A 24,247-nucleotide genomic window follows, 5' to 3' on the forward strand; every position below is an offset into this window, starting at 1 on the left:
TGGCTGCGCATGACGAGCTCACTGCTGACGGAGGTCGCCGCGGCGGTGGCCGACGGCATCGCCGTCGCCGATCCCGCGCTGACCGGCGCCGACCCGCTGGTCCGGCCGAGTGAGCGCGCCGACTTCCAGTCCGGCGCCGCCCTCGCGCTGGCCCGACGGGCCGGCCGGGCGCCGGCCGAGCTGGCGGATCGCGTGGCCGAGGCGGTGCGCACGGACCTGCTGGCCGGCGTCCGGGTGTCCGGGCCGGGGTTCCTCGAGCTAACGGTGGCGGCGCCGGCGGTGTGGCGGCGGGTGGCCGCGCGGCTGGCGCGCGACGATCTCGGCGTGCCGCGCGCCGAGGCCGGCCGGCGCGTCGTCATCGACTACTCCGCGCCCAACATCGCGAAGGAGCTGCACGTCGGGCACCTGCGCTCGACCATCATCGGCGACTGCCTCGCCCGTGTGCTCGGCCGGCTCGGCGACGACGTCGTCCGGCAGAACCACCTGGGCGACTGGGGCACGCAGTTCGGCATGCTCATCCAGTACCTCGACGAGCACCCCGAGGCGGCCTGGCGGCACGGCGACCTGGCCGCGCTGGACCAGCTCTACCGGGAGGCGCGGGCCCGGTTCGACGCCGACGAGGCGTTCGCCGGCCGGTCCCGGTCCCGGGTCGTCGCGCTGCAGTCCGGCGACCCCGAGACGATCGCCGTCTGGCGGGAGATCGTGGCGGCGTCCGAGGCGGCGTTCCGGCGGCTCTACGACCGCCTCGACGTGCTGCTCACCCCAGCCGACTCCGCCGGCGAGTCGTTCTACAACGACCGGCTGGCCGGCGTGGTGGACGAGCTGACGCGGGCCGGCGTCGCGGTGGAGAGCGACGGCGCGGTGGTCGTCCTGTCCGCGACGGAGACCGGGCCCGACGGCGCGCCGGTGCCGCTGATCCTGCGCAAGCGAGACGGCGGCTATGGCTACGACACCACCGACCTCGCGACGCTGCGGTACCGGGTCGGCGAGCTGTGCGCCGGCCGCGTCCTCTACGTCGTCGACGCCCGGCAGGCGCTGCACTTCCGGCTGGTGGTCGAGGCCGCGCGGCGGGCCGGCTGGCTGCCCGGCGACGTCGAGGTCGCGCACGTCTCGTTCGGCACGGTGCTGGGCCCGGACGGACGCCCGTTCCGCACCCGGGCCGGCGACACCGTCACGCTCGGCAGCCTGCTGGACGCCGCCGTCGAGCGCGCCCGGGCCGTCGTCGCCGCGAAGAACCCGTCGCTCGACCCCGCCGCGGCCGACCGCGTCGCCGAGCTGACCGGCATCGGCGCGGTCAAGTACGCCGAACTGTCGACGTCACGCACCAAGGACTACACGTTCGACGTCGGCCGCATGGTCTCGTTCACCGGCAACACCGGCGGCTACCTGCAGTACGCGCACGCCCGCATCGCCGCGATCCTGCGCCGCGCCGAGGGCGAGGCCGACCCCGTCGTCGACCCGACGACGGATCTGCACCCGGCCGAGCGGGCGCTCGGGCTGGCGCTCGACGCGTTCGGCGACACGCTCGCCGACGTCGCCGCGACGCTGGAGCCGCACCGGCTGTGCACGTACCTCTACGACACCGCGCGGGCGTTCACCGACTTCTACGAGGCATGCCCGGTGCTGACGGCGCCGGAGCCGTCGCGCGGCAACCGGCTCGCGCTGTGCCGCCTGACCAAGGCGACGCTGCGCGAGGGCCTGGCGCTGCTGGGCATCGCGGCGCCCGAGCGGATGTGAGCGTCAGGCCACCCGCACCGGGGCCGGCTCGTCGGCGGGCGCCAGCCTGGGCGCCGGCGCCGGCGGGGTGGTGACGACCACCAGCCCGGGCCGCGGCCGCAGCCGCGTCCGCACCACGACACCGCTGCGCGGGGCCAGCACGACCAGCGCGGCGATGGCGAACGCCGCCGTCAGGATGCCGCCGCCGAGCAGCGACCAGCGGGCGCCGAACGCGTCGGCGACGAAGCCGATGACCGGGGCGCCGAACGGCGTGCCGCCCATGAAGATCATCATATAGAGCGACATGACCCGGCCGCGGACGTACTGCGGCACCGTCGTCTGCACGTACGCGTTGGCCGCCGTCATGACCGTCATCGCGATGATGCCGAGCGGAATCAGCGAGACCGCGAACAGCGCGTAGGTCGGCATCAGCCCGGCCGCCACCTCGAACACACCGAACACCACGGCGCCGCCGACGATCAGCCGCCGTCGCGGCACCTTGCGCCGGGCCGCGACCAGCGCGCCGGACAGCGTGCCGATGGCCATGATCGAGCCGAGCAGGCCGTACTCGCTGGGGCCCTTGTCGTAGACGTCGGTGGCCATCAGCGCCATGGTCATCTGGAAGTTCATGCCGAAGGTGCCGAGGCCGAACATGATCGCGACGACCATCAGCAGGTCGGGCCGCGACCCCAGGTACGTCACGCCCTCGCGCAGCTGCGACAGCGTGCCCGCCCGCTCGGGGTCGCGCTTCGGCCGTGCGACGGTGCCGCGCAGCAGCGCCAGCGCCAGGATCGGCGAGATGAACGACGCGCCGTTGAGCACGAACACCCAGCCGGTGCCGATGAGCCCGATGAGGATGCCGGCGATGCCCGGGCCGATCAGCCGCGCCGCGTTGAACGACGCACTGTTCAGCGCCACCGCGTTGGTGAGATCGTCGCGGCCGACCAGCTCGGACACGAACGCCTGACGGGACGGGTTGTCCAGCGCCGTGCCGACGCCGAGCAGGAACGCGAGCACGTAGACGTGCCAGATCTGCGCCACCCCGGTGAGCGTCAGTACACCGAGCGTCAGCCCGACCACGCCCAGGAAGGAGTTCGTGAGCATGAGCAGGCGGCGCTTGTCGAACCGGTCGGCGAGCAGCCCGCCGAACGGCGCCACCAGCAGGAACGGCAGGAACTGCAGGCCCGTCGTGATGCCGACCGCCTGCGCGCCGCCACCGAGCACGACCAGCACCAGCCAGTCCTGCGCGATGCGCTGCATCCAGGTGCCGACGTTGGACAGGAACATCCCCGACCAGTACAGCCGGTAATTGCGGTGCCGGAGGGAATGGAAGGTAGGACTCACAGGCCGGCCAGCTTCTCGAGCACCGGCAGCGCCGCACGCAGCCGCTCGCGCTCGTCCGGCGAGAGGTCGCGCAGCTTGTGCGTCAGCCAGGCGTCGCGGCGCTTGCGGTCGGCGGCGGTGCGCGCCTTGCCGGCCTCGGTGATGCGGACGTTGATGACGCGGCGGTCGTCGAGGTCGGGCTCGCGGACGGCGAGACCGAGTTCCTCGAGGCCGGACACGATGCGCGTCATGGACGGCGGGCGGATGCGCTCGCACGCGGCCAGCTCGCCCACCGGAAGCGGACCCTTGCGCTCCAGGATGCCCAGCGCGGACAGCTGGTTCAGCGTCAGGGAATCGTCCTCGCGCTGGTTGCGGATGCGGCGGTTCAGCCGACCGACGGCGATGCGGAGGGAGCTGGCCAGGCCCGCCTGGGTACGCGGCTGCGCCGGGCCCGAGCGCGCCGGCTGGCTCTGGGGCGCGGTGTTCTGGGAGATCTTCGCGGCTGGCACTTTGCTTAGTCTAACTCATTACCTTTGCTAAAGGCCAGTCGCGTCCTGGTGGTTTGGTGCTGGCGCGGTTGTTCCCGGTTCCGGCCGGTTCGGGGGCGCGGCGGATGGCGGCGCGACGGCGGATGATGCGGCGGGTGCCGGCGCGAGGCGTCGGCAGATGTCGGCGGCGGGTCAAGCGGTGTCGGCGCGGCGGGTGCCAGCGGGTGCCGACGCGAGGCGTCAGCAGATGTCGGCGGCGGGTCAAGCGGTGTCGGCGCGGCGGGTGCCCGCAGGTGCCGTCGGTGGGGTCGGCGGTGGGTACGCGGCGGCGGATGGCGGCTCGACGGCAGCTGATGCCGGGGTGCCGGCGCGAAGCGTCGGCAGATGTGGGCAGCGGGCCGCCGACAGGTCAGGCGGAGTCGGAGCGGCGGGCGCGGCGGCCGCGGTAACGGCTGCCGCCCTCGGTGTCGTCGGCCTCGGCGGCCGGCTCGTCGGCGACGGCGCCGCGGCCGCCGAACGTGGTGTCGAGCAGCGGCTCGTCGTCGTCCAGCGGGGACGGCGCCGGACGCGTCGGCGCGTCGCCGAACAGCTCGGAGGCCGGCGTGCGGCGGGGCGGCGGGGCCGGACGGCGATCGGACGGGCTCTCGGTGCCGCTCGGCCGCGGCGGCATGGCCGGACGAGTCGGCGGCGGAAGCGGACGGTCGCCGGTCGTGGGCCGGGACGGCGCGGCCGGGCGCTCACCGGTCACCGGACGCTCACCGGTCACCGGACGCTCACCGGTCACCGGACGCTCACCGGTCACCGGACGCTCACCGGTCACCGGACGCTCACCGGTCACCGGACGCTCACCGGTCACCGGACGCTCACCGGTCACTGGGCGCTCACCGGTCGCCGGGCCGGGCGGCGAGGCGGCGGCTGGTCGCTGGGGTGCGGCCGGTCGCTGTGGGGCCGCGGGGCGCTGCACAGGCGCCGGCCGCTGGCCGGTCGTCGGCGGGAGTGGCTGCTGACCGGTCGCCGGCACCGACCGCTGGCCGGTCGTCGTGACGGGGTGCTCACCGGTGCCCGGACCGGACCGCTGCCCCGGAGCCGGCCGCTCCCCCGTCGCCGCGAAGGGACGCTCGGCGGCGCCGGAACCCGGACGCTGGCGGGTCGGCGCGCCCGGGTGCTCGGCGCTCGGCACCGGGCGCTGGCCCGTGGGTGTGACGGGGTGCTCACCGGTGCCCGGACCGGACCGCTGGCCCGCGGCCGGTCGCTCCCCCGTCGCTGCGAAGGGCGGGCGCTCGCCGGGCCGGGTGGGCGGGAGGTCGACGCGGGTGGCGTCGGCGCGGGTGGTGTCAGGACGGACCAGCGGGAGGTTGCCGCCGGTGTCGATGGGCCGCGTGACGGAGTCGGGCGCGCTCTGCGGCCGGCCCGCGAACGGCCCACCGGCCGTCGGCAGGTCGGCAGCCCGTGGGTCAGCAGCCCGGGCGTCGTCACCGTCGCGGGCGATGACCTCGCCGCGCGTCAGCACCTCGCCGCCGGCAGCACCGTCGTCGTCACCGGCAAGACCCGCGGCCTCGGCGGCCGCCTCCTCGCGCTCGAACTCGAGCGCGTCGCGCCGCTTGCGGGTGTACTCCAGGCCCAGCAGCCCGAGCCCGACACCGGCGAGGCAGGTCCAGACCCACCAGCCGCGGCCCTCCTCCTGCAGGGTGTCCATGCGCAGCGCGAGCAGGACGAACGCGACCGCCCAGAGGACGGTGACGACCGCGACCGTGCGGACACCGTCGAGGTCGAGCGGCTGAACCTCATCGGTCTCGGCCGCCTCGACCTCGACCTCGGGCTCCCCCGGGGACCGCCGCCGACGCTTCGCCATATGTCCCAGGCTAGCCCGGCCGCATCCGTCGCGGCGAGCCGATCCACAGCCCGCCGTATTCGTCCCGCGACGATCTTCTGGCATCCTCACGCCCGTGAGCGACACCGAGACGACGAGCGAGCCCACCGCGTTGCACCGCTACTTCAAGATCGCGGAGCGTGGATCGACGATCGGCCGCGAGGTCCGCGGCGGCGTGGTCACGTTCTTCACGATGGCCTACATCATCGTGCTGAATCCGCTGATCATCGGCACTGTGGCCGACGTCGACGGCACCTTCCTCGGCGGCGGCGACGCGCCCGACCTCGCGGCCGTCGCGGCGACGACGGCGCTGGTGGCGGGCGTGCTGACGATCACCATGGGCGTGGTCGCGAACTTCCCGCTGGCGCTGGCCGCGGGCCTCGGCCTGAACGCGTTCGTCGCGTTCGGGCTGGCGTCGCAGATGACGTGGGCCGACGCCATGGGCCTGGTGGTGATGGAGGGCCTGGTGATTCTGGTCCTCGTGCTGACGGGGTTCCGGCAGGCCGTGTTCAACGCGGTCCCGCGGCAGCTGAAGACCGCGATCAGCGTCGGCATCGGCCTGTTCATCGCGCTGGTCGGCTTCGTGAACGCCGGGTTCGTGCGGTCGACCGGGAATCCGTCGCCGCCGATCGGGATGGGCGAGGGCGGTTCGCTGACGACCTGGCCGGTGGCGGTGTTCTGCGCCGGGCTGATCGCGGTGATCGTGCTGTACTCGCTGAAGCTGCGCGGCGCGATCCTGTGGACGATCATCGGCACGACGGTGCTGGCGGTCGTCGTCGAGAGCATCGCCGACCTCGGCACGTCCGCCGAGAACCCTGGCGGCTGGAACCTCAACGCGCCGCAGTGGCCCGACCAGATCGTCGACCTCCCCGACTTCTCGCTGCTCGGGAACTTCAGCCTGCTCGGCTCGTGGGAGTCCGTCGGCGTCGTGAGCGTGCTGCTGTTCGTGTTCACGCTGATGCTGGCCGACTTCTTCGACACGATGGGGACGATGGTCGCGGTCGGCGCCGAGGGCAAGCTGCTGGACGAGCACGGCAACCCGCCGAAGACGACGCAGATCCTGCTGGTCGACTCCGTGGCCGCGGCGGCCGGCGGCGCGGCGTCGGTGTCGAGCAACACGTCCTACATCGAGTCCGCGTCGGGCGTCGGCGAGGGCGCCCGCACCGGCCTGGCCAGCGTCGTGACGGGCCTCTGCTTCCTGCTCGCGACGTTCCTGGCGCCGGTCGTGGCGATGGTGCCGAACGAGGCCGCCGCGCCCGCGCTGGTGCTCGTCGGGTTCCTGATGATGGGGCAGGTCCGCGAGATCGCCTGGGACGACCTCGAGATCGCGATCCCGGCGTTCCTGACGCTGGCGCTGATGCCGTTCACGTACTCGATCAGCACCGGCATCGGCGCCGGTTTCCTGTCGTACGTGATCATCAAGCTGGCCAAGGGCAAGGTGCGCGAGCTGCACCCACTGCTGTGGATCATCGCGGCGCTGTTCGTGGTCTACTTCGCGATCACGCCGATCGAGGACCTGCTCGGCGTGAGCTGACCGACCCTGTCGGTGCCGGCTGATACAACGCTGACATGACCGAGATCGTGCTGTTCCACTCCGTCCTCGGGCTCCGGCCCGGGGTGCTGCAGACCGCCGAGCAGTGGCGCGCGGCCGGTCATGTCGTCCATGTGCCCGACCTCTACGGCGGCGCGGTCTTCGACGACTACGACGAGGCGTTCGAGTTCCTCGAGAAATACGGCGGCCAGGACGAACTGCTGCGACGCACCGACGCGGCGGTCGACGGCGTCCGGCCCGACGTCGTCTACGCGGGCTACTCCAACGGCGTCATCTCCGTGGTGCACCTGGTCACGTCGCGGCCGGGGGCGCGGGGTGCGCTGTCGTTCCACGGCTCGGTGCCGGTGCGGGCGGTCGGCGCCGAACTGTGGCCCTCCGCCGTCCCGGTCCAGGTGCACGAGGCCGAACTCGACCCGTTCCGCGAAGACGACGCCAACCGCGAGTTCGCCGAGACCGCCGCCGCGTCCGGCGCCGAGTACCACTACTTCGGCTACCCGGGGGTCGCGGCGCACCTGTTCGCCGATCCGTCGCTGACCGGCGAGTACGACGCCGACGCGGCCGGTCTCATGCACGGCCGTGCGCTGGAGTTCATCGCGGCATGTGAAGATCGGGGGCGCTGACCCACCCCCGATCCGGCGAGGAGCAACGCATGCGGCTGACTCTCCCGGCGGCCGCACTGCTGGTGGTCGCCGCGACGGTGCTCGGCCCGGCGGCAGCCGCCGGCGCCACGGCCGACACGGCGGAGGCAACGGCGACCCGGGCCGGCGCGGCCGGGACCACGGCGCCCGCCCCGGCGGCGATCGCCGGCGCCGCGGCTAACGCCGCACCCGGCGCAGCGACGCTCGTTCTGTCGGCGACCGTGGACGCGGCGAGGACCAGTGGGCTCTCGGTGACGACGCGTGCGGTGGCGCCGCAGGCCGAGGAGCCGGCGCCCGGCGATGTCCCCGGTGAGGTGGCGCTGGCGTGGGCGTCCGCACCCGTGTACGTCGACGAGACGCAGTCGGGCATCGTGCCGACGGCCGAGGCCGAGCGGCTGGCCGACCGCGTCGACGGCCGCTCGCCGGCCGTGTACATCGCCGTCCTCCCGGCCACGGCGCTCTCCGACCAACCCGGAGACGACGACGATGAGCGGGCCGCGGCGTTCATCGACGCCATGGCGGCGGCGGGCGGGCCCGACGGCGTCTACCTCGTGGTGTTCGGCGGGGCGGGCACGTACGGCGCCGCCGTGTCGGTCGACGCGCCGGTGCGGGAGGCGGTCGAGACCGCGGTCGGGCGGCACACGCGGTCGCAGCAGGTCGCGATCCTCGACGACGCGCTGACGGAGCTGGGGGTGTCCGGCGCGCCCGAGGAGTCCGGCGGCGCAGGCTGGGTGCTGCCGCTGGTCATCGCGCTGGTCGTGCTGGCCGCGGCGGGCGGCGCGGTGTTCTGGTGGCACCGCCGCCGCGCCGGCGACGACACCGAGGGCCCGGCGCTCTACCGGCCGTCCTTCGACGTGCTCGACGACGAGGCCGACTCTCTCGACGACCGGCAGGAGCTGGCCCGCGAGGACGTCACCCGGTTCGGCGAAGAGCTCGACGCCGCCGACACCCACGTCGCCGACCCCGCCGTCGCCGCCGACGTGCAGGCCGCCATGGACGCCTACGCCGCAGCCGGCGCCGCCGTCGACGGCGCGCCTGACGACCACGTGCTGCGCGCCGTCCGGGCGACGGTCGAGTACGGTCGGTGGCGCCTGGCGTGCGCGCAGGCGCGGCTGGCCGGCCGTCCGCTGCCCGCGCGACGGGCCGACTGCTTCTTCGACCAGCGCCATGGAGTGTCCGTGACCGACTGGATGTACGTCCCGCCCGGCGGCCGTTCTCGCGAGGTCCCGGTCTGCGCCGGCTGCCGCGACCGTCTGGCCGGGACCGCCCGGTGAGGCGCGCGCTGCGTGGCACGGCCGCGCTCGCGCTGACCGCCGCCGGCCTGTGGGCGGCGACGCTGCCCGCGGCGGCGAGCGAGGACGACGTCGACCGCTACCTCGACGAGGTCGCCGTCGAGTTGGCCGAGCCGGGCGTGTGGGTCGACCCCGACGCCGCCGGCGCTTTCGGATCGGCCGAGGCGGCGGAGCTGGACGAGGCGGCCGCCGCGGCTCCGGTCGGCATGCGCATCGCCGTCGTCCCGGCCTGGCGGCTCGACCCCGAGGGCCAGGAGCGCCTCTTCGGCCGGACGCTGCTCTACGAGGGCGAGGAGCTGGCGTCGCAGCTGTACGACCGCGTCGGCGTCGACGGCGTCTACCTCGTCATGTCGGTGGCCGACAGCTCCTACGACGGCCGCGGCCTCTGGGGCGTGCAGCACAGCGAGGAGGGCCCCACGTACTACGTCGAGGACGCCATCGACCAGGCGGTCGACTGCTGCGCCCCGGACTACGGGCCGATGATCGACCGCTTCATCGACCGCGCCTCCGACGTCGACCACCCGCTCTACATCGACCTCGCGCCGTGGGCCGGCGGCGCCGCCGGCATCGCCGGCGTCTGGTGGGGCGGCACGACGCTCAGCGCGCGGCGCCGCCGCCAGGCCGAGGAGCAGCGCCACCTCGAGGTCGTCCGGCCGCTGCTGACCGAAGAGGTCATCGAGCTGTCCGACCGCGTCTCCGACCTGCCGACGACGTCCGACATCGAGCAGGCGAAACTGACGAAGGAGATCCTCGACACCGTCGAGAAGGCCCGGCACCGCCTCGACCAGGCCGCCACCGACGACGACGTCCAGGCGGTGACGTCGCTGCTGGGCAGCGCGCGCTACCGCATCGCCTGCCTCACGGCGCTGCAGCAGGGCCGGCCGGTGCCGGAGCCGACGCCGCCGTGCTTCTTCGACCCCCGGCACGGCCCCAGCACGCAGGAGCGGCAGTGGACCCCCGAACACGGCGTCAGCCGCGACGTGCCGCTCTGCGACCAGTGCGCCGTCCGGCTCGACGCCGGCGAGGCGCCGCAGGCGCGGCAGGCCGGGCGCGGCAGCTACTGGGAGGGCGGCGAGGACCTCGTCGCCTACATCGAGGGCTACTGGAACGGCACGGCCGGCACCTGGCGCTTCCCGCACAACGACCACTCGGTGGCGCGCGGCCGGCTGCGCAGCCGCTGGGAGTCGCGGCGGCCCCGCGCCCGCCTGGCGAGCTACGGCCGGTCGCTGAGCAAGGCCGCCAGCAGCGCCATGAGCTCGTCCGGCGACGGCTCCGGCGGCTCGGGCGGCTGGGGTGGCGGGTCCGGCGGACGCAGCCGGCGGCGCAGCTTCGGCGGCGGCTCCAGCCGGCGCTCGTCCCGCCGTTCCGGCGGCGGCCGCCGCTTCTGACCCGCGAGCCGGGACGGGGCACTCAGAGCGAGCCGCGGCACAGCGGAGCGGGGTTCGGGGACGCCGTCAGGGGTAGGCTGCGGGCGTCCGAGCGAGGAACGAGCGAGGCGGGCGGAGACGGCGTCCCCGAACCCCGCGACCCCAGCTAGCGGAACGCGTCGTCAGCGAGTAAGGCAGGCAGCGCGCCCGGATCCGCCAACACCTCCGCCAGCACCCAGCGCCGCCCCCACTGCCCCGTCGTCCAGGCCAGCCCACGGGCGAGGCCGTCGAGCGTCGCGGCGTGGACGTCGGAGCCGAGGGGCCACCAGGAGACGGACGTCCCGCCGACCCGCAGGTCGTCGTGTTCCACGTAGGTCGACGGCGCGTCGCCCAGGACGGCGAGAGCGACGTCGGGCACCGGCTGACGACGGCCGCCGCCGCTGACCGGCGTGGGGTGCGCCTCGGAGGCGAGGTCGACGTCGAGGAGGTCGGCGAGGGCGGCCGGTCCGGGCAGCAGGCCCGGCAGCCCGAGCTGCAGCCAGTGCGGGCCGTCGCCGACGACGACCGACGCGGCGGGGACGACGCGGGTGCCGACGCCGTCCGGGACGCGGACGCGGTCCGGCGGCTCCACACCGGCCGGGTCGTGCGTCACCAGCGCCGCGTACACCCGGGCCAGCGTCGCCGCCGGCAGCTCGAGGTCGTCCTCGGCCAGCCGGTCGAGGACGGCGTCGGGGTCGAGGTCGGCGGGCGAGCGGGCCAGCCCGACGGCGGCCGCGAACACGTCGTCGACCGGCACGTCGGCCACCGGCAGCAGCGCCCGCACCACGGCGTCGGCGCCGGCCACCGCCAGCCCGCCCAGCGGCCGGCCGCCGATCCGGGCGTGCCGCCGCAACCACCACGCGGTGTACGACGGCGCCTCCCGCTGCGCGCCGTCGTAGAGCGTCAACCGCACCGGTGACACGACGGCGGCCCGGGCGTCGTCGTCTGCGGCCAGCCACTCCAGCACCCGCGGCCAGGCGTCGTCGCGGACGAGGTCGAGGTCGGCGACGGCGGCGAACTCGCCGGTCAGCGGCGGTACCGGCTGGGCCGGAAGGCCGGCGAGGACGTCGTCGACCCAGCCGTCCTCGTCGTCGAGATCGTGCCAGGTGTCCGGTTCCAGCGTGACGTCGGTGTCGCGGACGACGGCGAACCCGTCGCGCACGCCGGCGGCCCGCAGCACCGCCGGGCCGAACCGGCTGACCAGGTCCGGCGCGACGGTGAACTCGGCCGGGTCGGCGTCGAGTACGGCCAGCAGCCGCGACCCGGGCAGCAGCAGGTCCCGCGCCGGCACCGCGGCGCCGGTCGCGTCGGCCAGCGGCAGGCCGGCCAGCCACGGCTCGTCGGCGACGTCGAGGCCGGACTCCGCGAGTAGGCCGAGCACCGCCGCGGCGACGGGCGCGGGATCGTCGTCGCTCACGGCGAGGTCGGCGACGGCGCCCTGGACCAGCGGGTCGCGCAGCACCGACGCGGCCGTGGCGTCGACGGCGCCGAGCCGGTAGAGCAGCGGGTGGACGGCGTCGGGCGCGACCACGCGCAGGTCGAACGGCGCCAGCAATTCCGGGCGCACCTCGCCCGGCACCAGCAGCCCACGCGGCCCGCGGACCAGCCGTCCGTCGGCCAGCGGCACCGGCAGCGCGCCCAGCGACTCGTGGTCCGACCCGTCCAGCGCGTCGTACACCGCCCGCCACGCGGCCGGCGCCAGCCGCTCACCGGCCAGGTCGTCGACGACGTCGGCCAGCGGCGTCACCGTGGCGCCGAGCCCGGCCAGCGGATCCGGACGCCACCAGTCGCGCGCGGGCAGCCCGCGGACGACGCCACCCAGCGCCGCCGGGTCGCCGGTGCGGCTCAGCCCGTCGACCAGCGTCACCTCGGCCGGACGCAGCAGCTCGCCGTCGGCGCCGGGCACGAACGGCGTCGCCGCCAGCGCCGCCCGGATCGCGCGGTGCAGCACGGCGTCGATCGCCTCCAGCCCCAGCGGCCCCGGCACCAGCGCCAGCACGGCCGCTCCCGGCGCCGCGGGCCCGAACGACGCGACCAGCCGCGCGTACACCTCACCCGTCTGCTCCGCGAGGTGGTCCAGCAGCGGACCCGGGACCACGCGGCGGCGGGAGGAGTCCAGCGGCAGCCCGGCGATCACCAGCGCCGGCAGGTCGGTGCGGTCGTCGGTCGGCGTCGGCGCGTGCACCACACCCGGTAGTGACGACGGCAGCGGGGCCGGCGCGCGCACCCCGGCGTCGTCGCGCACCGGCACCGCGACCGTCACCGTCCATCCCGGGCGCGTGCGCTCCTCGAACGGCCGGTCCGCCACCAGCTCGTCGGGCGCGACGCCGGTGCGCGTGGCCAGCCGCCACGTCCGGTCGCCGATGCGCCGCTCGGCCAGCCCGTCCGCCAGCGTCGTCGGCTCGCCGGCCGACAGCCCGCGCACGTCGCCGTCGACGTCCACCACCAGCTCACCCAGCCACGGCAGCGCCAGCAGCAGCGCGTCGTCGATCTCAGCGAGCTGCCGGCGCACCAGCCGGACCGCGTCGTCGTCGCGCAGCGGCAGCTCGACCGCGGTGTCGTAGCCCTCGGGCACCGCGCCGGACGCCGGGAACGGCAGCCGCAGCACCGGTACCGCCTCGCCGCGCCGGGCCAGCTCGGCCGCCAGCGCCGGCACCGACCCGGCCGCCTCCAGCGCGGCGGCGCGCGACCACCGCACGCCGCCGCCGGACCCCGTCAGCACCCGCGGCTCGTCGGTGACCGCCAGCACGGCGGCGAACCCGACCCCGAACCGCCCGACGGCGCCGCCGTCGCGCTTGGTGGACGCGCGCAGCGTCGACAGTCCCTCGACACCGGCGGCGTCGAGCGCCGCGCCGGTGTTGGCGGCGACCAGCGTCGGCCCGGTCAGCCGCAGCAGCAGCCGCACCGGCCGGCCGGCCCGCGCGCCCGCGTCGGCGGCGTTCTGCGCCAGCTCGACGACCACGCGGTCGCCGTAGGCGCCGCGGGCCAGCTCGTCCTCGGCGTTGGCGTCCTCGCGGAACCGGGCCGGCGACGCGGACCACGCGGAGAGCACCCGCGAGCGCAGCGCCGCGGTGTCGAAGACGTCCACGCCCCGACGCTACGGGGTGTCGAGCTCCATGGGGACCAGCTCGTAGCTCAGGGTGTCGACGACGGGCTCGGCGGCGTCCTCGGACGGCGCGGGCAGCCGGACGTCGGAGTGCCCGCCGCAGCCGTGGGCGTGCGAGACGACCTTGCCGTCGAACGGGGTGCGCTCGTTCGTGCACACGCCGTACGCGTGGCCCAGCGTGCCGGCGAGCAGCACCGAGAAGCCGCAGCTGCCGCAGCGTCCGGGCGCCGCCTTCGCGATGTCGGTGTGCGGGCCGGTGTCGCCCTCGAACCAGCGCTGCGCGGAGTCGTCGCGGCCCTCCCGCGACAGCACCCACTCGTGGCCGAGGCCCAGCTCCTGCACGACGTCGAGGACGTCCTGCTCCTCGGCGAGCGCGTAGCCGGGCTCGAGGCGGTAGTCGTCGTCGGCGACCGGCAGGAGGTCGCCGGGGCCGAGGTCCTCGGGCTTGACCCGCTCGTCCCACGGCACCCACGCCGGGGCCAGGACGGCGTCGGCGCCGGGCAGCAGCACGCACTCGCTGACCGTGACCAGCTTGGACCGCGACGCCCGGGTGACGGTGACGGCCCACCGCCAGCCGACGTAGCCGGCCAGCTCGCAGGCGAAGTAGTGGGTGACGACCCGTTCGCCCTCGGCGTCGTGGCCGAGATGGGCGCCGACGGCGTCCTCGCTGCCGACGTCGACGGCGGCGGCCCGGGCGTCCTCGACGGCCTTGACGAGGACGGAGTCGGCCTTGACGGAGCGGGTTCGCGGCGATGCGGGGGTCACAAGGACTGATTGTCGCAAACTCGCGCCATGATCGACACATCGCGCCCGATCCGGGGACATCTTCCGGCCTCGCCGCCCCGATGCGGTTGGATGGGTGTGTGGCTGAGACCGATCCGCAGGCCGGCCCGCCGGGTGACGGCGGGGGCCGCGGCGCGCGCGGCGACGACGGCTCGTACGAGTCGCCGTTCGCCCGCGGCGGGCAGCCCGGCTCCGGGCCGCCCGGCTCCGGCCCGTCCGGCAACGGGGCGGCCGGGTCGCCCGGGCCGTCCGGCGACGACCACGCCGCCGGGAACGGCCGTCCGGGCCCCGGCCACGACGACCACACCCGCGCGCTGCCACCGCCTCCGCCGGAACCGCCCAGCGCGAGCGAGCGCATGCGCCGCGCCGCCGGCGCCACCGGCCGGGCGGCGAAGTCCGCCGCCTCCGGCACCTCCCGCGCGGCCCGGTTCAGCGCCAACCGGCTGCACCGCGCCGCCGAGGCGAAGGGCGCCGGGCAGACCGGCCTGTCCCGGCTGATCGAGCTCAACGCCGCCAGCGCCTTCGCCGACGCGCTGGTCACGGTCGCGCTGGCCGGCACGCTGTTCTTCTCCGTCTCCACCACCGAGGCGCGCGGCAACGTCGCGCTGTACCTGCTGCTCACCATGGCCCCGTTCGCGGTCGTCGCGCCGGTGCTCGGCCCGTTCCTCGACCGCTTCAGCCACGGCCGCCGCTGGGCCATCGGGTTCACCGCCGCCGGCCGCGGGTTCCTCGCCTGGGTGGCGGCCGACGCCGTCATCGACACCGGGGTGTGGCTCTATCCGGCGGCGCTGGGCGTGCTGGTCGGGCAGAAGGCGTACGCCGTCGCGCGGGCAGCCGCGGTGCCCCGGCTGCTGCCCGAGGGCTGGACGCTGGTGGCGGCGAACTCACGGCTGCAGCTGGCGGCCACGTTCGGCACGCTGATCGGCGCGCCGGTGGGCATCGGGCTGGCGCAGATCGGCGACGACTGGCCGCTGCGGGCCGCGTTCTTCGCCTACGTCGGCACCACGGTGCTGGCGATCCTGCTGCCGAAGAAGGTCGATCTCTCGATCGGCGAGGAGCCGGCCTCGCTCACCGAGGGCGACGGCCACGACGCCACCGCCGCCGGCAAGCCGCGCAAGTTCCGGGTCGGGCCCGCGGTCGTGCGCGCGCTGCGGGCCAACGCGACGCTGCGCTGGCTGTCCGGCTTCATGACCATGTTCATGGCGTTCGTGCTGCGCGAGGCGCCGGTCGCAGGGCTCGACGACCTCGTCCTGCTCGGCATCGTCGCGGCCGCCGCCTGGCTGGGCAGCACCCTGGGCTCGTCCGTCGGCGCGCTCGTCCAGGCCCGAAGTCCCGACCGCACCGTCATGGCGCTGGTCGCGTTCGGCGCGGCCAGCACGCTGGTCACGGCGCTGTTCTGGAACCTGCTGACGGTCATCCTGGTCGGGCTCGCGGCCGGGTTCGCCCAGCAGCTGGGCCGGCTGTCGCTGGACGCCATCGTGCAGCGCGACGTGCCGGAGAAGAACCGGTCCAACGCGTTCGCGCGGTCCGAGACGCTGCTGCAGCTGGGCTGGGTGGTCGGCGGCGGCGTGGGCATCGTGCTGCCGCTGATCCCGTGGCTGGGCATGACGGTCGCGACCCTCGTGCTGGCCGGCGGGCTGGTGTTCGCGCTGCGGGTCCGCCCGCCCACGCACACACCGTCACCGCCGGCCGCGCCGCCGGCCTCGCCGTCGGAGTAGCTAGAGCTCGAGGTCGTCGGCCACCGCACGCAGCACGGTCGCGACCTGACGCGCCGTGCGCTGGTCGGGGTGCCGGCCGCGGCGGTAGGTGTTCGACAGGCCGTCGAGCAGCTTGATGAGGTCTTCGACGATGGTGACCATGTCGTCGGGCTTCTTGCGGGTGGCCGCCGACACCGACGGCAGGGGGTCGAGGACGCGCACCGACAGCGCCTGCTCGCCCCGGCGGCCCTCGGCCACACCGAACTCCACCCGCTGGCCCGGCTTCAGCGCGGACACGCCCGCGGGCAGCGCGGACGAGTGCACGAAGACGTCGCCGCCGTCGTCCTTGGAGAGGAAGCCGAAGCCCTTCTCGGTGTCGAAAAACTTGACCTTGCCCGTTGGCACGGCTGACCTCTTCGTGTCGGGGGACCAGACCCCTCAAGCCTAAGGCCGACGGAGCCCCGCGGGCCTCTCCAGGGGGCGATCAAATCCGATCGCGTACCGTCATCGCCCATGGAGGGTTTCCCGCGGTGACGGTGCACACGGGGCTGCCCGTCGTGCGCGCGGTCCGCTACGTCGAACCGCTGCGCGAGGGCGGGTCGCTGCCCGGCCTGGTCGAGGGCGACGACCTCGGCACCTACGTCGTCAAGTTCCGCGGCGCCGGGCAGGGCCCGAAGACGCTGGTCGCGGAGATCGTCGTGGGCGAGCTGGCCCGCCGGCTGGGCATCCGGGTGCCCGACCTCGTGCTCGTCGACCTCGACGACGCCATCGCGCGGCGCGAACCCGACCCGGAGATCCAGGAGTTGCTGCTGGCCAGCGTCGGCGTGAACCTCGGCATGGACTTCCTGCCCCGCTCGCTCGGCTACGACGGGCACGGCAAGCAGGCGGACGCCGACGACGCGGCGAAGGTGCTGTGGCTCGACGCGCTCACCGTCAACGTCGACCGGAGCTGGCGCAACCCGAACCTGCTGACGTGGCACGGGCAGCTGTGGGCGATCGACCACGGCGCGGCGCTGCTGTTCCAGCACACCTGGCCCGGGGCGCAGGCGTTCGCCGTCCGTCCCTACCCGATCGACGACCACGTGCTGGCGTTCGCCGCCGACCGGCTGCCGGCCGTCGACGCCGAGCTGGCGCCGCGGGTGACGCCGTCGCTGCTGGCGGAGATCCTGGCGCTGGTCCCGGACGACTGGCTGCCCGAGGTCCCCGGGCTGGACGGCGCCGGGCCCGACGCCGTCCGCGCCGTCTACGCCGACCACCTCGCGGCCCGCGCCGCGGCCTCGTCGGACTGGCTGCCGGCGGGTGGCGCGTGATCGCGTTCGAGTACGCCGTCGTGCGGGTGGTCCCCCGCGTCGAGCGGGCCGAGTTTGTCAACGCCGGCGTCATCGTCTACAGCCAGAAGGCCGGCTATCTCGCCGCCGCCACCCACGTCGACGCGGACCGGCTGCGGGCCCTGGACCCCGACGCCGACATCGCGGCCATCACCACTGCGGTCGAGGCGTACGCGGCCACCTGCACCGATCCGGCGGCCGCGGGCCCGGTCGGCGCCACGGCGATCGGCGAGCGGTTCCGCTGGTTGACGGCGCCGCGCAGCACAATCGTCCAGCCGGGCCCGGTGCACGCCGGGCTCACCGACGACCCCGCGGCGGAGCTGGACCGCCTGCTGCGTCGCCTGGTGCTCTGAGGTCAGGCGTTCGGCTGGGGCTGCAGCTGGGCACGGAGCGCGGCGACGTCCGACTTGTCGGCGGCGAACCCGACGGCCACGACCTTCTTGCCGCTCGGCACGTGCCGCAGCACCTTGCCGTCGATCGTCAGATCGGCCGGCGACGACACCGCGAACCGCTTCATCGTCATGCCCAGCGGGTTGCACACCCGCACCTCGCCGGCGTCGATCCTGAGCATCGGATTGACCAGCTGGAGGATGCCCAGCACGGCCAGGACGGCTCCGGCGAACATGCCGGTCGGCTGCGGGCTGAGGAGTGCGACGGCCAGCAGCAGTGCGCCCACGACGAGCGCGGCGACGGCCAACGGCCTGGCGTGACGGACGATCATGGGCCTCATGCGCCCGCAGTGTACGTGCCGCGCGCGCAGGGCGACCGTCACGCCTGGCCGACGGCGACGTGGTCGTCGAGCCAGTACGGGAAGTCGAGGAGGTCGGCGAAGACGACGTCGGCGCCGGCCTCGCGCAGCGCGAGCGCGTCGTGCCCGCCGGTCGTCACGCCGATGGCGTAGGCGCCGGCCGTGCGGGCCCCGACCATGTCACCGGGGTGGTCGCCCACGTAGACGTCCGCGCCGCGTTCGCGCAGCGCGACGCCCTTGGACTCGGCGTACCGCTCGCCGACGACGTCGTCGACCGGCAGGCCGACGTGCGCGAGGACGGCGCGGACCGCGGACTCGATCTTGGCGCTGACGACCAGCACGGTGCCGTGGTGCGCGTGGATGGCGTCGACGGCCTCGACGGCGCCCGGCAGCGGCTTGGTGCCCGGGATGCCCAGCGTCGGGTAGAGCTCGCGATAGATGACGCGCGCTTCGTCGACGCGGTCGTCCGGGACGAAAGCGCGCAGCGTGGTGTCGAGCGGCAGGCCGATCATCGGCAGCAACTCGTGCGGCTCGATGACGACGCCGACGCGGCGGAACGCCTCGGTCATCGAGACGGTGATGCCCTCCGCGGAATCGACGAGGGTGAGATCGAGGTCGAATCCGATGGTGAGGGGCATGGTGATCACCATACGCGGCATTCACCCCGGCCTGTGTGATGCGGCTCACCTCCGGTTCAGGCGCCGCCCAGGGCGAGGAACGACCACGCGGTGGCGCGGTCGCGGGCGCCCGCCGCCGCCCGGCGTGCCGCCAGCAGCGCCGCGCCGAGATCGTCGCCGGTGCGCAGCCGCCCGTGCACGACCAGGCTGAGGTCGACGCTCGCGGCGTCGCTCACCGGGACGACGGTGGCCAGCAGCCCGGCCGTGCCCAGCGCCGACAGCGACGTCGTCAGCCCCAGCAGCTCGTCGGCGCCGGTGGGCGAGCCGACGCCGGACTCGCACGCCGTCAGCAGCAGGCGGTACGGCGGCGACTGCAGCCGCTCGATGTCGAACACCGTCAGCGGGCCGTCGGCCAGTTCCAGCGACGAGAACATCGGGTTGTCGCCGCGGTAGCGGCCGTGCGCGCCGATGTGCGCCAGCCACGACCCGTCCAGCGCGGCCAGTGCGGCGTCGGCGGTGGCGTCGCCGCCGGTCAGCACGGTCGCGTCGGTGTAGACGCCGGCCAGCACGCCGACCTCCGCACCCGACGACGCGAGGTCCGCGCCGGCGATCAGCGCGACGCTCCTGTCCTTCGGCGGTGTGCTCGTCCGGGCCCGCAGCCAGGCGGTCGCCGACGGCGCCACCGTCACGTCCCTGTCCCGCAGCGCCGGCAGCGCGCCCCACGGCACCGACTGCATCGTCGACGGCGGCACCAGCACCACCGGCCCGTCCCCCAGCTCGCGGACCGCCGGGCCGAGCATCGTCTCCTGCAGCCGGGCCAGGCCGGGCTCGGCGGCGGCCAGCAGCACGCCCGCGACGGCATCGGCGGCCACCGCGGCACCGCGCAGCGCGAACTTGGCGTACTCGACCTCATCCAGTGCGGCGCCGGAATCGCCCGCGACCACGTGCTTCAACCGGCCCTCACGTGCGACGACGGCGTGGAACCGGCCGCCGCGCAGCCCGACGATGCTGACCAGCGTGCGGTCGCCGAGCGCGTCGAGCAGTTCGCCGACGTCGAGCCGGCGGCGGGTGGTCCGCGGGCCGGCGGTCTCCCGGCCGTGCACGTGGCGGCGGATGCGTTCCTCGATGCGCCGCCGCTCCGCCTCGTCGGCGTGGCTGCCGATGAGGCTGCCGACGGCGCGCAGCCGGCCCAGCTCGGCGGCCAGCTCGGCGTCGTGGCGGGCGGCCGGCCAGGGCAGCGAGTGCAGCGTGCCGCGCCAGCGCTCGGTCCACCGCAGCAGCTCCCGCGCCGTGCCGTCGACCGCCACCCGCCGCGTCGCGAGCGCCGCGAGGTCGCTGCCGTGCACCGTCGCGCGGGCCCGCAGCTCCGTCGCGCCGAGCGACAGCGCGTGCGTGTCGAGGACGTCCAGGCCGCGGCCGCAGGCACGCAGCATCGCCCGGCGGTCGCCCGCGGACTCGGCCAGCAGCGCCTGCGCGTACCAGCCAGTGGCCCGGCGCAACGCCGACCCGCGCCCGCGGCGTCCGGCCGCCGCCGTCCGCAGCGCCTCCTCCGCCAGCTCCGGCAGCCCCGTGGCCGACGCCAGCCGGCCCGCCAGCACCAGCGCGTCGAGGCGTTCGGAGGCGTACCGGTCGGTCAGCTCCGCCGCCAGCGCGGCCGCCGCCCGGGCGTGCCGCTTCGTGACGGCGCCGGCCTCGGCCTGCGCCCGCAACACCACCACCCGCGCATGCCGCTCCGCGTCGTCGTGTCCCTGCCGGCGGCTCGACCGGGCTGCTCTTCTGGCCAGGTCGGCGGCGCGGCTCGCGTTGCCCGCCGCGAGGTGCACGATGGCCGCCGCGATGAACCCGTCGGACCTGCGCAGCGCCGAGTCCCTGGCGCCGTCCAGCACCGCCACCAGCTCGTCCGCCGTCCCGGCCGCGTCCTCGGTCAGCCCGGCCGCCAACTGCACCACCGCGAGGTCGCGCACCACCTCCGGCGGCACCACGCCCAGCTCCTCATACCTGCGGCGCGCGTCGTAGAGCAGGCGCAGCGCCCGCGGCAGGTCCCCCATCCGGTGCGCGCAGTCGCCCCGATCGTGGACGACGATGGTGGCCAGATAGTGCTGTCCGTCCTCCTCGGCAAGCGCCTGCGCGCGGGCCAGCTCGCCGTCGGCATCGGTGAACCGGCCGAGTCCGAGCAACGCGGCGGCGAGGTTGATCCTGGCGCGGGATTCCCACGCCGAGTCACCGAGCCGGCGCAGGCTCTCCGCCGCCACCCACCCATCCTGCTGGGCCTGCCCGAGATCCCGGAGGACGTACGAGGCCGCCGCCCGGCGCACCAGGATCCGCGCGCGTTCCAGCGGGCTAGCGGCCACGAGCGCGCTGTCGAAGGCCGCCGTCGCTTCGCGGGCACGGCCGGTCAGCGCCAGGATCGTGCCGAGGCTCGCCTCCAGGTCGGAGACTCGATCGACCATCCCGTGCTCCCGGCTGAGCCGGATCCCCCGGCGCGCGGTGCGGATGGCACGCGCGTGCTCACCTCGCTCCCGCTGGACGATCGCGAGCGCCTGCAGCGCGTAGGTGCGGTCGAGGGCCGGGGCCCGCCGCTCCACGACGGCCTCGGCCAGCACCCGAGCCTCTTCGGGGCGCGACATCGCCAGCGCGGGCAATTCTTCCGGAGTCACCGCTGCCGACGTGCTTCCCGAGGTCACGCCCTGATGCTAGACATGTAGTCGTTTGCCCGAATCATGGCTGGGGGAATCCGATGCAACCAGACCGCGAACGACTTCACCAGGAGTTCGAGAGACTCCGCGACAACAGCGCGCGACGCACGAAGGACCGGGGATTCGAGCTCGCCGCACGATGGAACCGGGACGAGACCGCGATCGAATACCTGTACCGACAGGGTCAGCTGATCTGCGACGAGCGCGATCTCGACACCGTTCTCGAGGCGTTCGATCAGTTGCGCCTGGACCGTCCCGAGGTGACGGAGGGACCGGTCGGCCTCGCCGTCCTGCACGTCCCGGACACCGACGCTGCCGAGATCGCCGCCAAGCTCGCTGAGGTGCTGGGCGACGAGCGCCTCGTCGCGCCCAACCACGTCCTCGACGCGCAGGTGCACGTCGCCATGTGCCCGGCCACCGAGCCGGTGCCGGCGTATGGCCCGATCCCGGTGCTGGGCGAACCGGTCGGCCCCGGCCGGCCGAGGGTCGCCGTCGTCGATACGGGGTACTTCCCCGAGGCCGGGATCGACTCCGGTTTCAGCCGGTTCTCGGCGGTGAAGAAGTACGAGATCGACGACGACGTCTATGTGCCGGGTACGGACGAGATCCGGCCGTACGGGGGTCACGGCACGGCGACGACGGCCCGGCTGCTGGCGGTGTCCGGCGCCGAGGGTGTCGAGGTCGAGGTCCGCGACTGCCTGCTCGGCGGCGCGGTGGACGAGCTGGCGATCGTCGAGGACCTGGAGAAGGTCATCAAGGGCGGCGCCAACGTCGTCAGCGTCCAGGCGGGCCTCTATGCCCGGCCGGGCAACACGCCCAAGTCGTTCGACCTGCTCTACCGACGCGTCGTGAGCAAGCACCCGGACACCGTCATCGTCGCGGCTGCGGGCAACCACGGCACCGACGTCCCGTTCTGGCCGGCCGCGTACAGCTGGGTGACGGCCATCGGCGCGCTCACGACCGGTGGCGACTACCGGGCGCCGTGGAGCAACTTCGGCTACTGGGTCGACGCCTACACGCCGGGCGAGAGCACCGTCATCCCCTACCCGAACGGCCGGTACGACTACATCGACGAGACCTCGGCGCGGTTCAGCAACGGGCACGCCATCTGGTCCGGCACGTCGTTCGCGGCGCCGGTCGTGGCGGGGCTGATCGCTCGCCGGATGATCGAGCGCGAGGTGTCCGCCCCGGTCGCGCGGCACCTCGTGCTGCAGGAGGCGGCCATCGGCGCGCTGCACCACACCGGCCCGAGGCTCATCGTCTGAGTCGCGCGGGTCGCGAGCGGTCGTGGTGGCGGGGCGCCCGGACCCCGTCCCCCGCCACCTGACCGCAGGCTAGGGTGCCTGCCGCCGCTCGGCACGGTACGCCGGAAGGTAGAACGCCGCCGCCGCGGCGAGGATCACGCCGCCCAGGACCATGGCCGTCGCCAGCGAGGTGGACTCGCCGACCGCGGTCAGCGCGATCAGGCCGAGCGCGGCCGCGGGCTGGAAGACCATCGAGCTGATCGACACGATCGTGACCCGGTGCTCCTCGGTGACCTCGCGGTGCACCAGCGTCATGTGCATCGGGCTCGACGCGCCCTGGATGACGTAGCAGGCGATGAACGCCACGACGATGCCGGCCGCGCCGAGCGACAGCCCCATCGTGGCGACGAAGACGCCCTGGGCGACCCGCGTGACGGCGGCGGTGGCGGTGATGCCGATGCGCCGCGCCAGGCGTGGCGCCAGCGCCGCACCGGCGGCCGAGGCGAACCAGGCGGCGGCCGCCGCGGGTCCCATGATGGCGCCGGCCCGTTCGGCGTCGTCGACCACCTCGGCCAGCCGGACCGGCGTGAGCGACTCGTACGCCGTCGCACCGAATCCCCAGGCCACCTCGATAAGGATCAGCCCCTGCAGGACCACGGAGGCGCGGACCACCCGCAGGCTCCCGCCGATGACGCCAGGCGCCTCCCGTACGGCCGCCGTCAGGGCCGGCCAGCCCGACCGCGGCCGCGCCTCGACCAGCAGGCTGATGGTGGCGGCGACCGCGACGGCCCGCAGCACGGCCGCGACCAGCACCGGCACCGCCAGCGCCTCGACCGACGACAGCGGGTCGAGCGCGACCAGGCCGCCGGCCACCAGGGCGCCCACGCCGACGGCGATGCCGGTGACGGTGCCGCCGCGGGACAGGCCGGTCGAGATGTCGGCGTCCGGGTCGCGGGCCTGGACCGTGTCGACGTACCAGGACTCCAGCGGGCCGCTGTCCAGCGCCCGGTACAGGCCCTGCACGCCGAACGCCAGCGCGAACACCGCGAACGAGTCGGCGACGAAGATCAACCCGCAGCCGGCCAGGCTGACCAGCCCGGAGGCCACCATCACCGGGCGGCGGCCGAGCGCGTCGGAGAACCCGCCGGTCGGCAGCTCGAGCAGGAACACGACGAGGCCCTGGGCCGCGGCGGCGAGCCCGAGCTCGGAGAGCGTGAGGCCGCGCTCCAGCGGCAGCAGCGTCAGGACCGGGAGCAGCATGCCGGACGGCAGCCAGCGCAGGGCCAGCAGGATGAGATACCGCGTCCGGGCCTGCCGGGCGTCGAGCTGCGTCATGGCCATGCATCCTGTCCGACCCGAAGTCGGGACACAACGTCACCCACCGGACATCGCCCGGCGCAGCGCGGCCGCGCCGACGAGGGGCAGCACCACCCGCGGCGTGAAGTAGCGGTCCGCCGGGACGATGCCGGCCAGGGCGCCGAGGAACCGGCCGATCTCCGCCGGCTGCCGGGCCAGTGCCGCGAAGAGGGCGTGATCGGTGCGACGCGAGCGCAGCGCGGCCGTGCGCAGGGTGAGGTCGTACATCGGGCGGAGGCGCCGGTAGCGCTGCCGCTCCCACGCGCTCAGCGCCGCGCCCAAGGGCCGCGTGCCCGCGAGCCCGGCCACGACGGCGGCGGCCAGCGACTCGGCGTCGGCGAGGGCGTGTGAGATCCCCTGGGCGGTCACCGGGTCCATGACGGCGCC

Annotated in this window: 20 protein-coding genes; 9 read left to right on the plus strand and 11 right to left on the minus strand. The window is 75.0% G+C overall.

Annotation, left to right across the window (positions count from 1 at the left end):
* Positions 1 to 9 precede the first annotated feature (9 nt).
* Positions 10 to 1,737: an arginine--tRNA ligase gene (gene argS / locus BLU82_RS25985; RefSeq protein ID WP_092626297.1), complete on the plus strand. Its 1,728-nt coding sequence runs from the start codon at positions 10 to 12 to the stop codon at positions 1,735 to 1,737.
* Between the two features lie 3 nt (positions 1,738 to 1,740).
* On the opposite strand, the gene BLU82_RS25990 is transcribed toward argS, so the two are convergent.
* The 3 genes from BLU82_RS25990 to BLU82_RS35305 all read right to left on the minus strand — a co-directional run bounded on the left by BLU82_RS25990 (position 1,741) and on the right by BLU82_RS35305 (position 5,379).
* Entirely contained in the window at positions 1,741 to 3,060 is a 1,320-nt protein-coding gene (locus BLU82_RS25990) for an MFS transporter (protein WP_092623863.1), read from the minus strand.
* The gene (locus BLU82_RS25995) at positions 3,057 to 3,548 is read right to left on the minus strand and encodes a MarR family winged helix-turn-helix transcriptional regulator (RefSeq protein ID WP_231947584.1); all 492 of its coding nucleotides are present in this window, start codon (positions 3,546 to 3,548) and stop codon (positions 3,057 to 3,059) included. The genes BLU82_RS25990 and BLU82_RS25995 overlap by 4 nt, the downstream gene beginning before the upstream one ends.
* A gap of 388 nt (positions 3,549 to 3,936) precedes the next feature.
* Positions 3,937 to 5,379, minus strand: a complete 1,443-nt coding sequence (locus BLU82_RS35305) for a DUF2530 domain-containing protein (RefSeq protein ID WP_197682474.1) — start codon at positions 5,377 to 5,379, stop codon at positions 3,937 to 3,939.
* Between the two features lie 94 nt (positions 5,380 to 5,473).
* Here BLU82_RS35305 and BLU82_RS26005 point away from each other — a divergent pair, with 94 nt between their 5' ends.
* From BLU82_RS26005 to BLU82_RS26020, 4 genes are read left to right on the plus strand one after another with little or no spacing between them, the layout of a single operon-like run.
* The gene (locus BLU82_RS26005) at positions 5,474 to 6,931 is read left to right on the plus strand and encodes an NCS2 family permease (protein ID WP_092623864.1); all 1,458 of its coding nucleotides are present in this window, start codon (positions 5,474 to 5,476) and stop codon (positions 6,929 to 6,931) included.
* A 35-nt stretch (positions 6,932 to 6,966) separates the two neighbouring features.
* Complete coding sequence (locus BLU82_RS26010; RefSeq protein WP_092623865.1) at positions 6,967 to 7,569, plus strand: dienelactone hydrolase family protein; 603 nt, start codon at positions 6,967 to 6,969, stop codon at positions 7,567 to 7,569.
* 29 nt (positions 7,570 to 7,598) lie between these two features.
* Positions 7,599 to 8,861, plus strand: a complete 1,263-nt coding sequence (locus BLU82_RS26015) for a hypothetical protein (RefSeq protein ID WP_092623866.1) — start codon at positions 7,599 to 7,601, stop codon at positions 8,859 to 8,861.
* On the plus strand, positions 8,858 to 10,267 hold the full coding sequence (locus BLU82_RS26020) for a hypothetical protein (protein WP_092623867.1): 1,410 nt from the start codon (positions 8,858 to 8,860) through the stop codon (positions 10,265 to 10,267). The genes BLU82_RS26015 and BLU82_RS26020 overlap by 4 nt, the downstream gene beginning before the upstream one ends.
* Positions 10,268 to 10,412: 145 nt before the next feature.
* Here the strand turns inward: BLU82_RS26020 and BLU82_RS26025 are convergent, their stop codons facing one another.
* Both BLU82_RS26025 and BLU82_RS26030 read right to left on the minus strand, forming a co-directional pair.
* Positions 10,413 to 13,373 carry a sacsin N-terminal ATP-binding-like domain-containing protein gene (locus BLU82_RS26025; protein ID WP_092623868.1) on the minus strand — a complete coding sequence of 987 codons (2,961 nt, stop codon included), beginning with the start codon at positions 13,371 to 13,373 and terminating at the stop codon, positions 10,413 to 10,415.
* A 9-nt stretch (positions 13,374 to 13,382) separates the two neighbouring features.
* Positions 13,383 to 14,156 (minus strand): DUF3027 domain-containing protein, encoded by a 774-nt coding sequence (locus BLU82_RS26030; RefSeq protein WP_197682475.1) that lies wholly within the window; start codon positions 14,154 to 14,156, stop codon positions 13,383 to 13,385.
* 98 nt (positions 14,157 to 14,254) lie between these two features.
* Between BLU82_RS26030 and BLU82_RS26035 the strand changes: the two genes are divergently transcribed.
* Positions 14,255 to 15,892: an MFS transporter gene (locus tag BLU82_RS26035; protein WP_092623870.1), complete on the plus strand. Its 1,638-nt coding sequence runs from the start codon at positions 14,255 to 14,257 to the stop codon at positions 15,890 to 15,892.
* Here the strand turns inward: BLU82_RS26035 and BLU82_RS36470 are convergent, their stop codons facing one another.
* Positions 15,893 to 16,276 (minus strand): cold-shock protein, encoded by a 384-nt coding sequence (locus BLU82_RS36470; RefSeq protein ID WP_069108811.1) that lies wholly within the window; start codon positions 16,274 to 16,276, stop codon positions 15,893 to 15,895. It abuts the gene before it with no gap.
* A 125-nt stretch (positions 16,277 to 16,401) separates the two neighbouring features.
* On the opposite strand from BLU82_RS36470, the gene BLU82_RS26045 reads away from it, so the two are divergent.
* Together BLU82_RS26045 and BLU82_RS26050 are read left to right on the plus strand one after the other, a co-directional pair.
* Entirely contained in the window at positions 16,402 to 17,181 is a 780-nt protein-coding gene (locus tag BLU82_RS26045; RefSeq protein WP_197682476.1) for a HipA family kinase, read from the plus strand.
* Complete coding sequence (locus tag BLU82_RS26050; RefSeq protein ID WP_092626299.1) at positions 17,181 to 17,552, plus strand: DUF3037 domain-containing protein; 372 nt, start codon at positions 17,181 to 17,183, stop codon at positions 17,550 to 17,552. Before BLU82_RS26045 ends, BLU82_RS26050 begins: the two co-directional genes overlap by 1 nt.
* Positions 17,553 to 17,554: 2 nt before the next feature.
* Here the strand turns inward: BLU82_RS26050 and BLU82_RS26055 are convergent, their stop codons facing one another.
* From BLU82_RS26055 to BLU82_RS26065, 3 genes are read right to left on the minus strand one after another with little or no spacing between them, the layout of a single operon-like run.
* Entirely contained in the window at positions 17,555 to 17,929 is a 375-nt protein-coding gene (locus BLU82_RS26055; protein ID WP_092626303.1) for a hypothetical protein, read from the minus strand.
* Positions 17,930 to 17,967: 38 nt separating this feature from the next.
* Positions 17,968 to 18,585: an HAD family hydrolase gene (locus BLU82_RS26060; protein WP_157741268.1), complete on the minus strand. Its 618-nt coding sequence runs from the start codon at positions 18,583 to 18,585 to the stop codon at positions 17,968 to 17,970.
* A 56-nt stretch (positions 18,586 to 18,641) separates the two neighbouring features.
* Positions 18,642 to 21,248: a CHAT domain-containing protein gene (locus BLU82_RS26065; protein ID WP_157741269.1), complete on the minus strand. Its 2,607-nt coding sequence runs from the start codon at positions 21,246 to 21,248 to the stop codon at positions 18,642 to 18,644.
* Positions 21,249 to 21,301: 53 nt separating this feature from the next.
* On the opposite strand from BLU82_RS26065, the gene BLU82_RS26070 reads away from it, so the two are divergent.
* Positions 21,302 to 22,525: a S8/S53 family peptidase gene (locus tag BLU82_RS26070; protein WP_197682477.1), complete on the plus strand. Its 1,224-nt coding sequence runs from the start codon at positions 21,302 to 21,304 to the stop codon at positions 22,523 to 22,525.
* 69 nt (positions 22,526 to 22,594) lie between these two features.
* Here BLU82_RS26070 and BLU82_RS26075 read toward each other — a convergent pair whose 3' ends face one another.
* Positions 22,595 to 23,839 (minus strand): MFS transporter, encoded by a 1,245-nt coding sequence (locus tag BLU82_RS26075; protein ID WP_197682478.1) that lies wholly within the window; start codon positions 23,837 to 23,839, stop codon positions 22,595 to 22,597.
* Positions 23,840 to 23,878: 39 nt separating this feature from the next.
* On the minus strand, positions 23,879 to 24,229 hold the full coding sequence (locus BLU82_RS26080) for a hypothetical protein (RefSeq protein WP_157741270.1): 351 nt from the start codon (positions 24,227 to 24,229) through the stop codon (positions 23,879 to 23,881).
* Between the last annotated feature and the right edge of the window lie 18 nt (positions 24,230 to 24,247).

It is taken from the genome of Jiangella sp. DSM 45060, from assembly GCF_900105175.1.
GTDB lineage: Bacteria > Actinomycetota > Actinomycetes > Jiangellales > Jiangellaceae > Jiangella.

Coding starts and splice junctions, on each gene's coding strand:
- BLU82_RS26015 (WP_092623866.1), top strand. CDS start 7,599: ATGCGGCTGACTCTCCCGGCGGCCGCACTGCTGGTGGTCGCCGCGACG.
- argS (WP_092626297.1), top strand. CDS start 10: ATGACGAGCTCACTGCTGACGGAGGTCGCCGCGGCGGTGGCCGACGGC.
- BLU82_RS26055 (WP_092626303.1), bottom strand. CDS start 17,929: ATGAGGCCCATGATCGTCCGTCACGCCAGGCCGTTGGCCGTCGCCGCG.
- BLU82_RS26060 (WP_157741268.1), bottom strand. CDS start 18,585: ATGCCCCTCACCATCGGATTCGACCTCGATCTCACCCTCGTCGATTCC.
- BLU82_RS35305 (WP_197682474.1), bottom strand. CDS start 5,379: ATGGCGAAGCGTCGGCGGCGGTCCCCGGGGGAGCCCGAGGTCGAGGTC.
- BLU82_RS26070 (WP_197682477.1), top strand. CDS start 21,302: ATGCAACCAGACCGCGAACGACTTCACCAGGAGTTCGAGAGACTCCGC.
- BLU82_RS26075 (WP_197682478.1), bottom strand. CDS start 23,839: ATGACGCAGCTCGACGCCCGGCAGGCCCGGACGCGGTATCTCATCCTG.
- BLU82_RS26010 (WP_092623865.1), top strand. CDS start 6,967: ATGACCGAGATCGTGCTGTTCCACTCCGTCCTCGGGCTCCGGCCCGGG.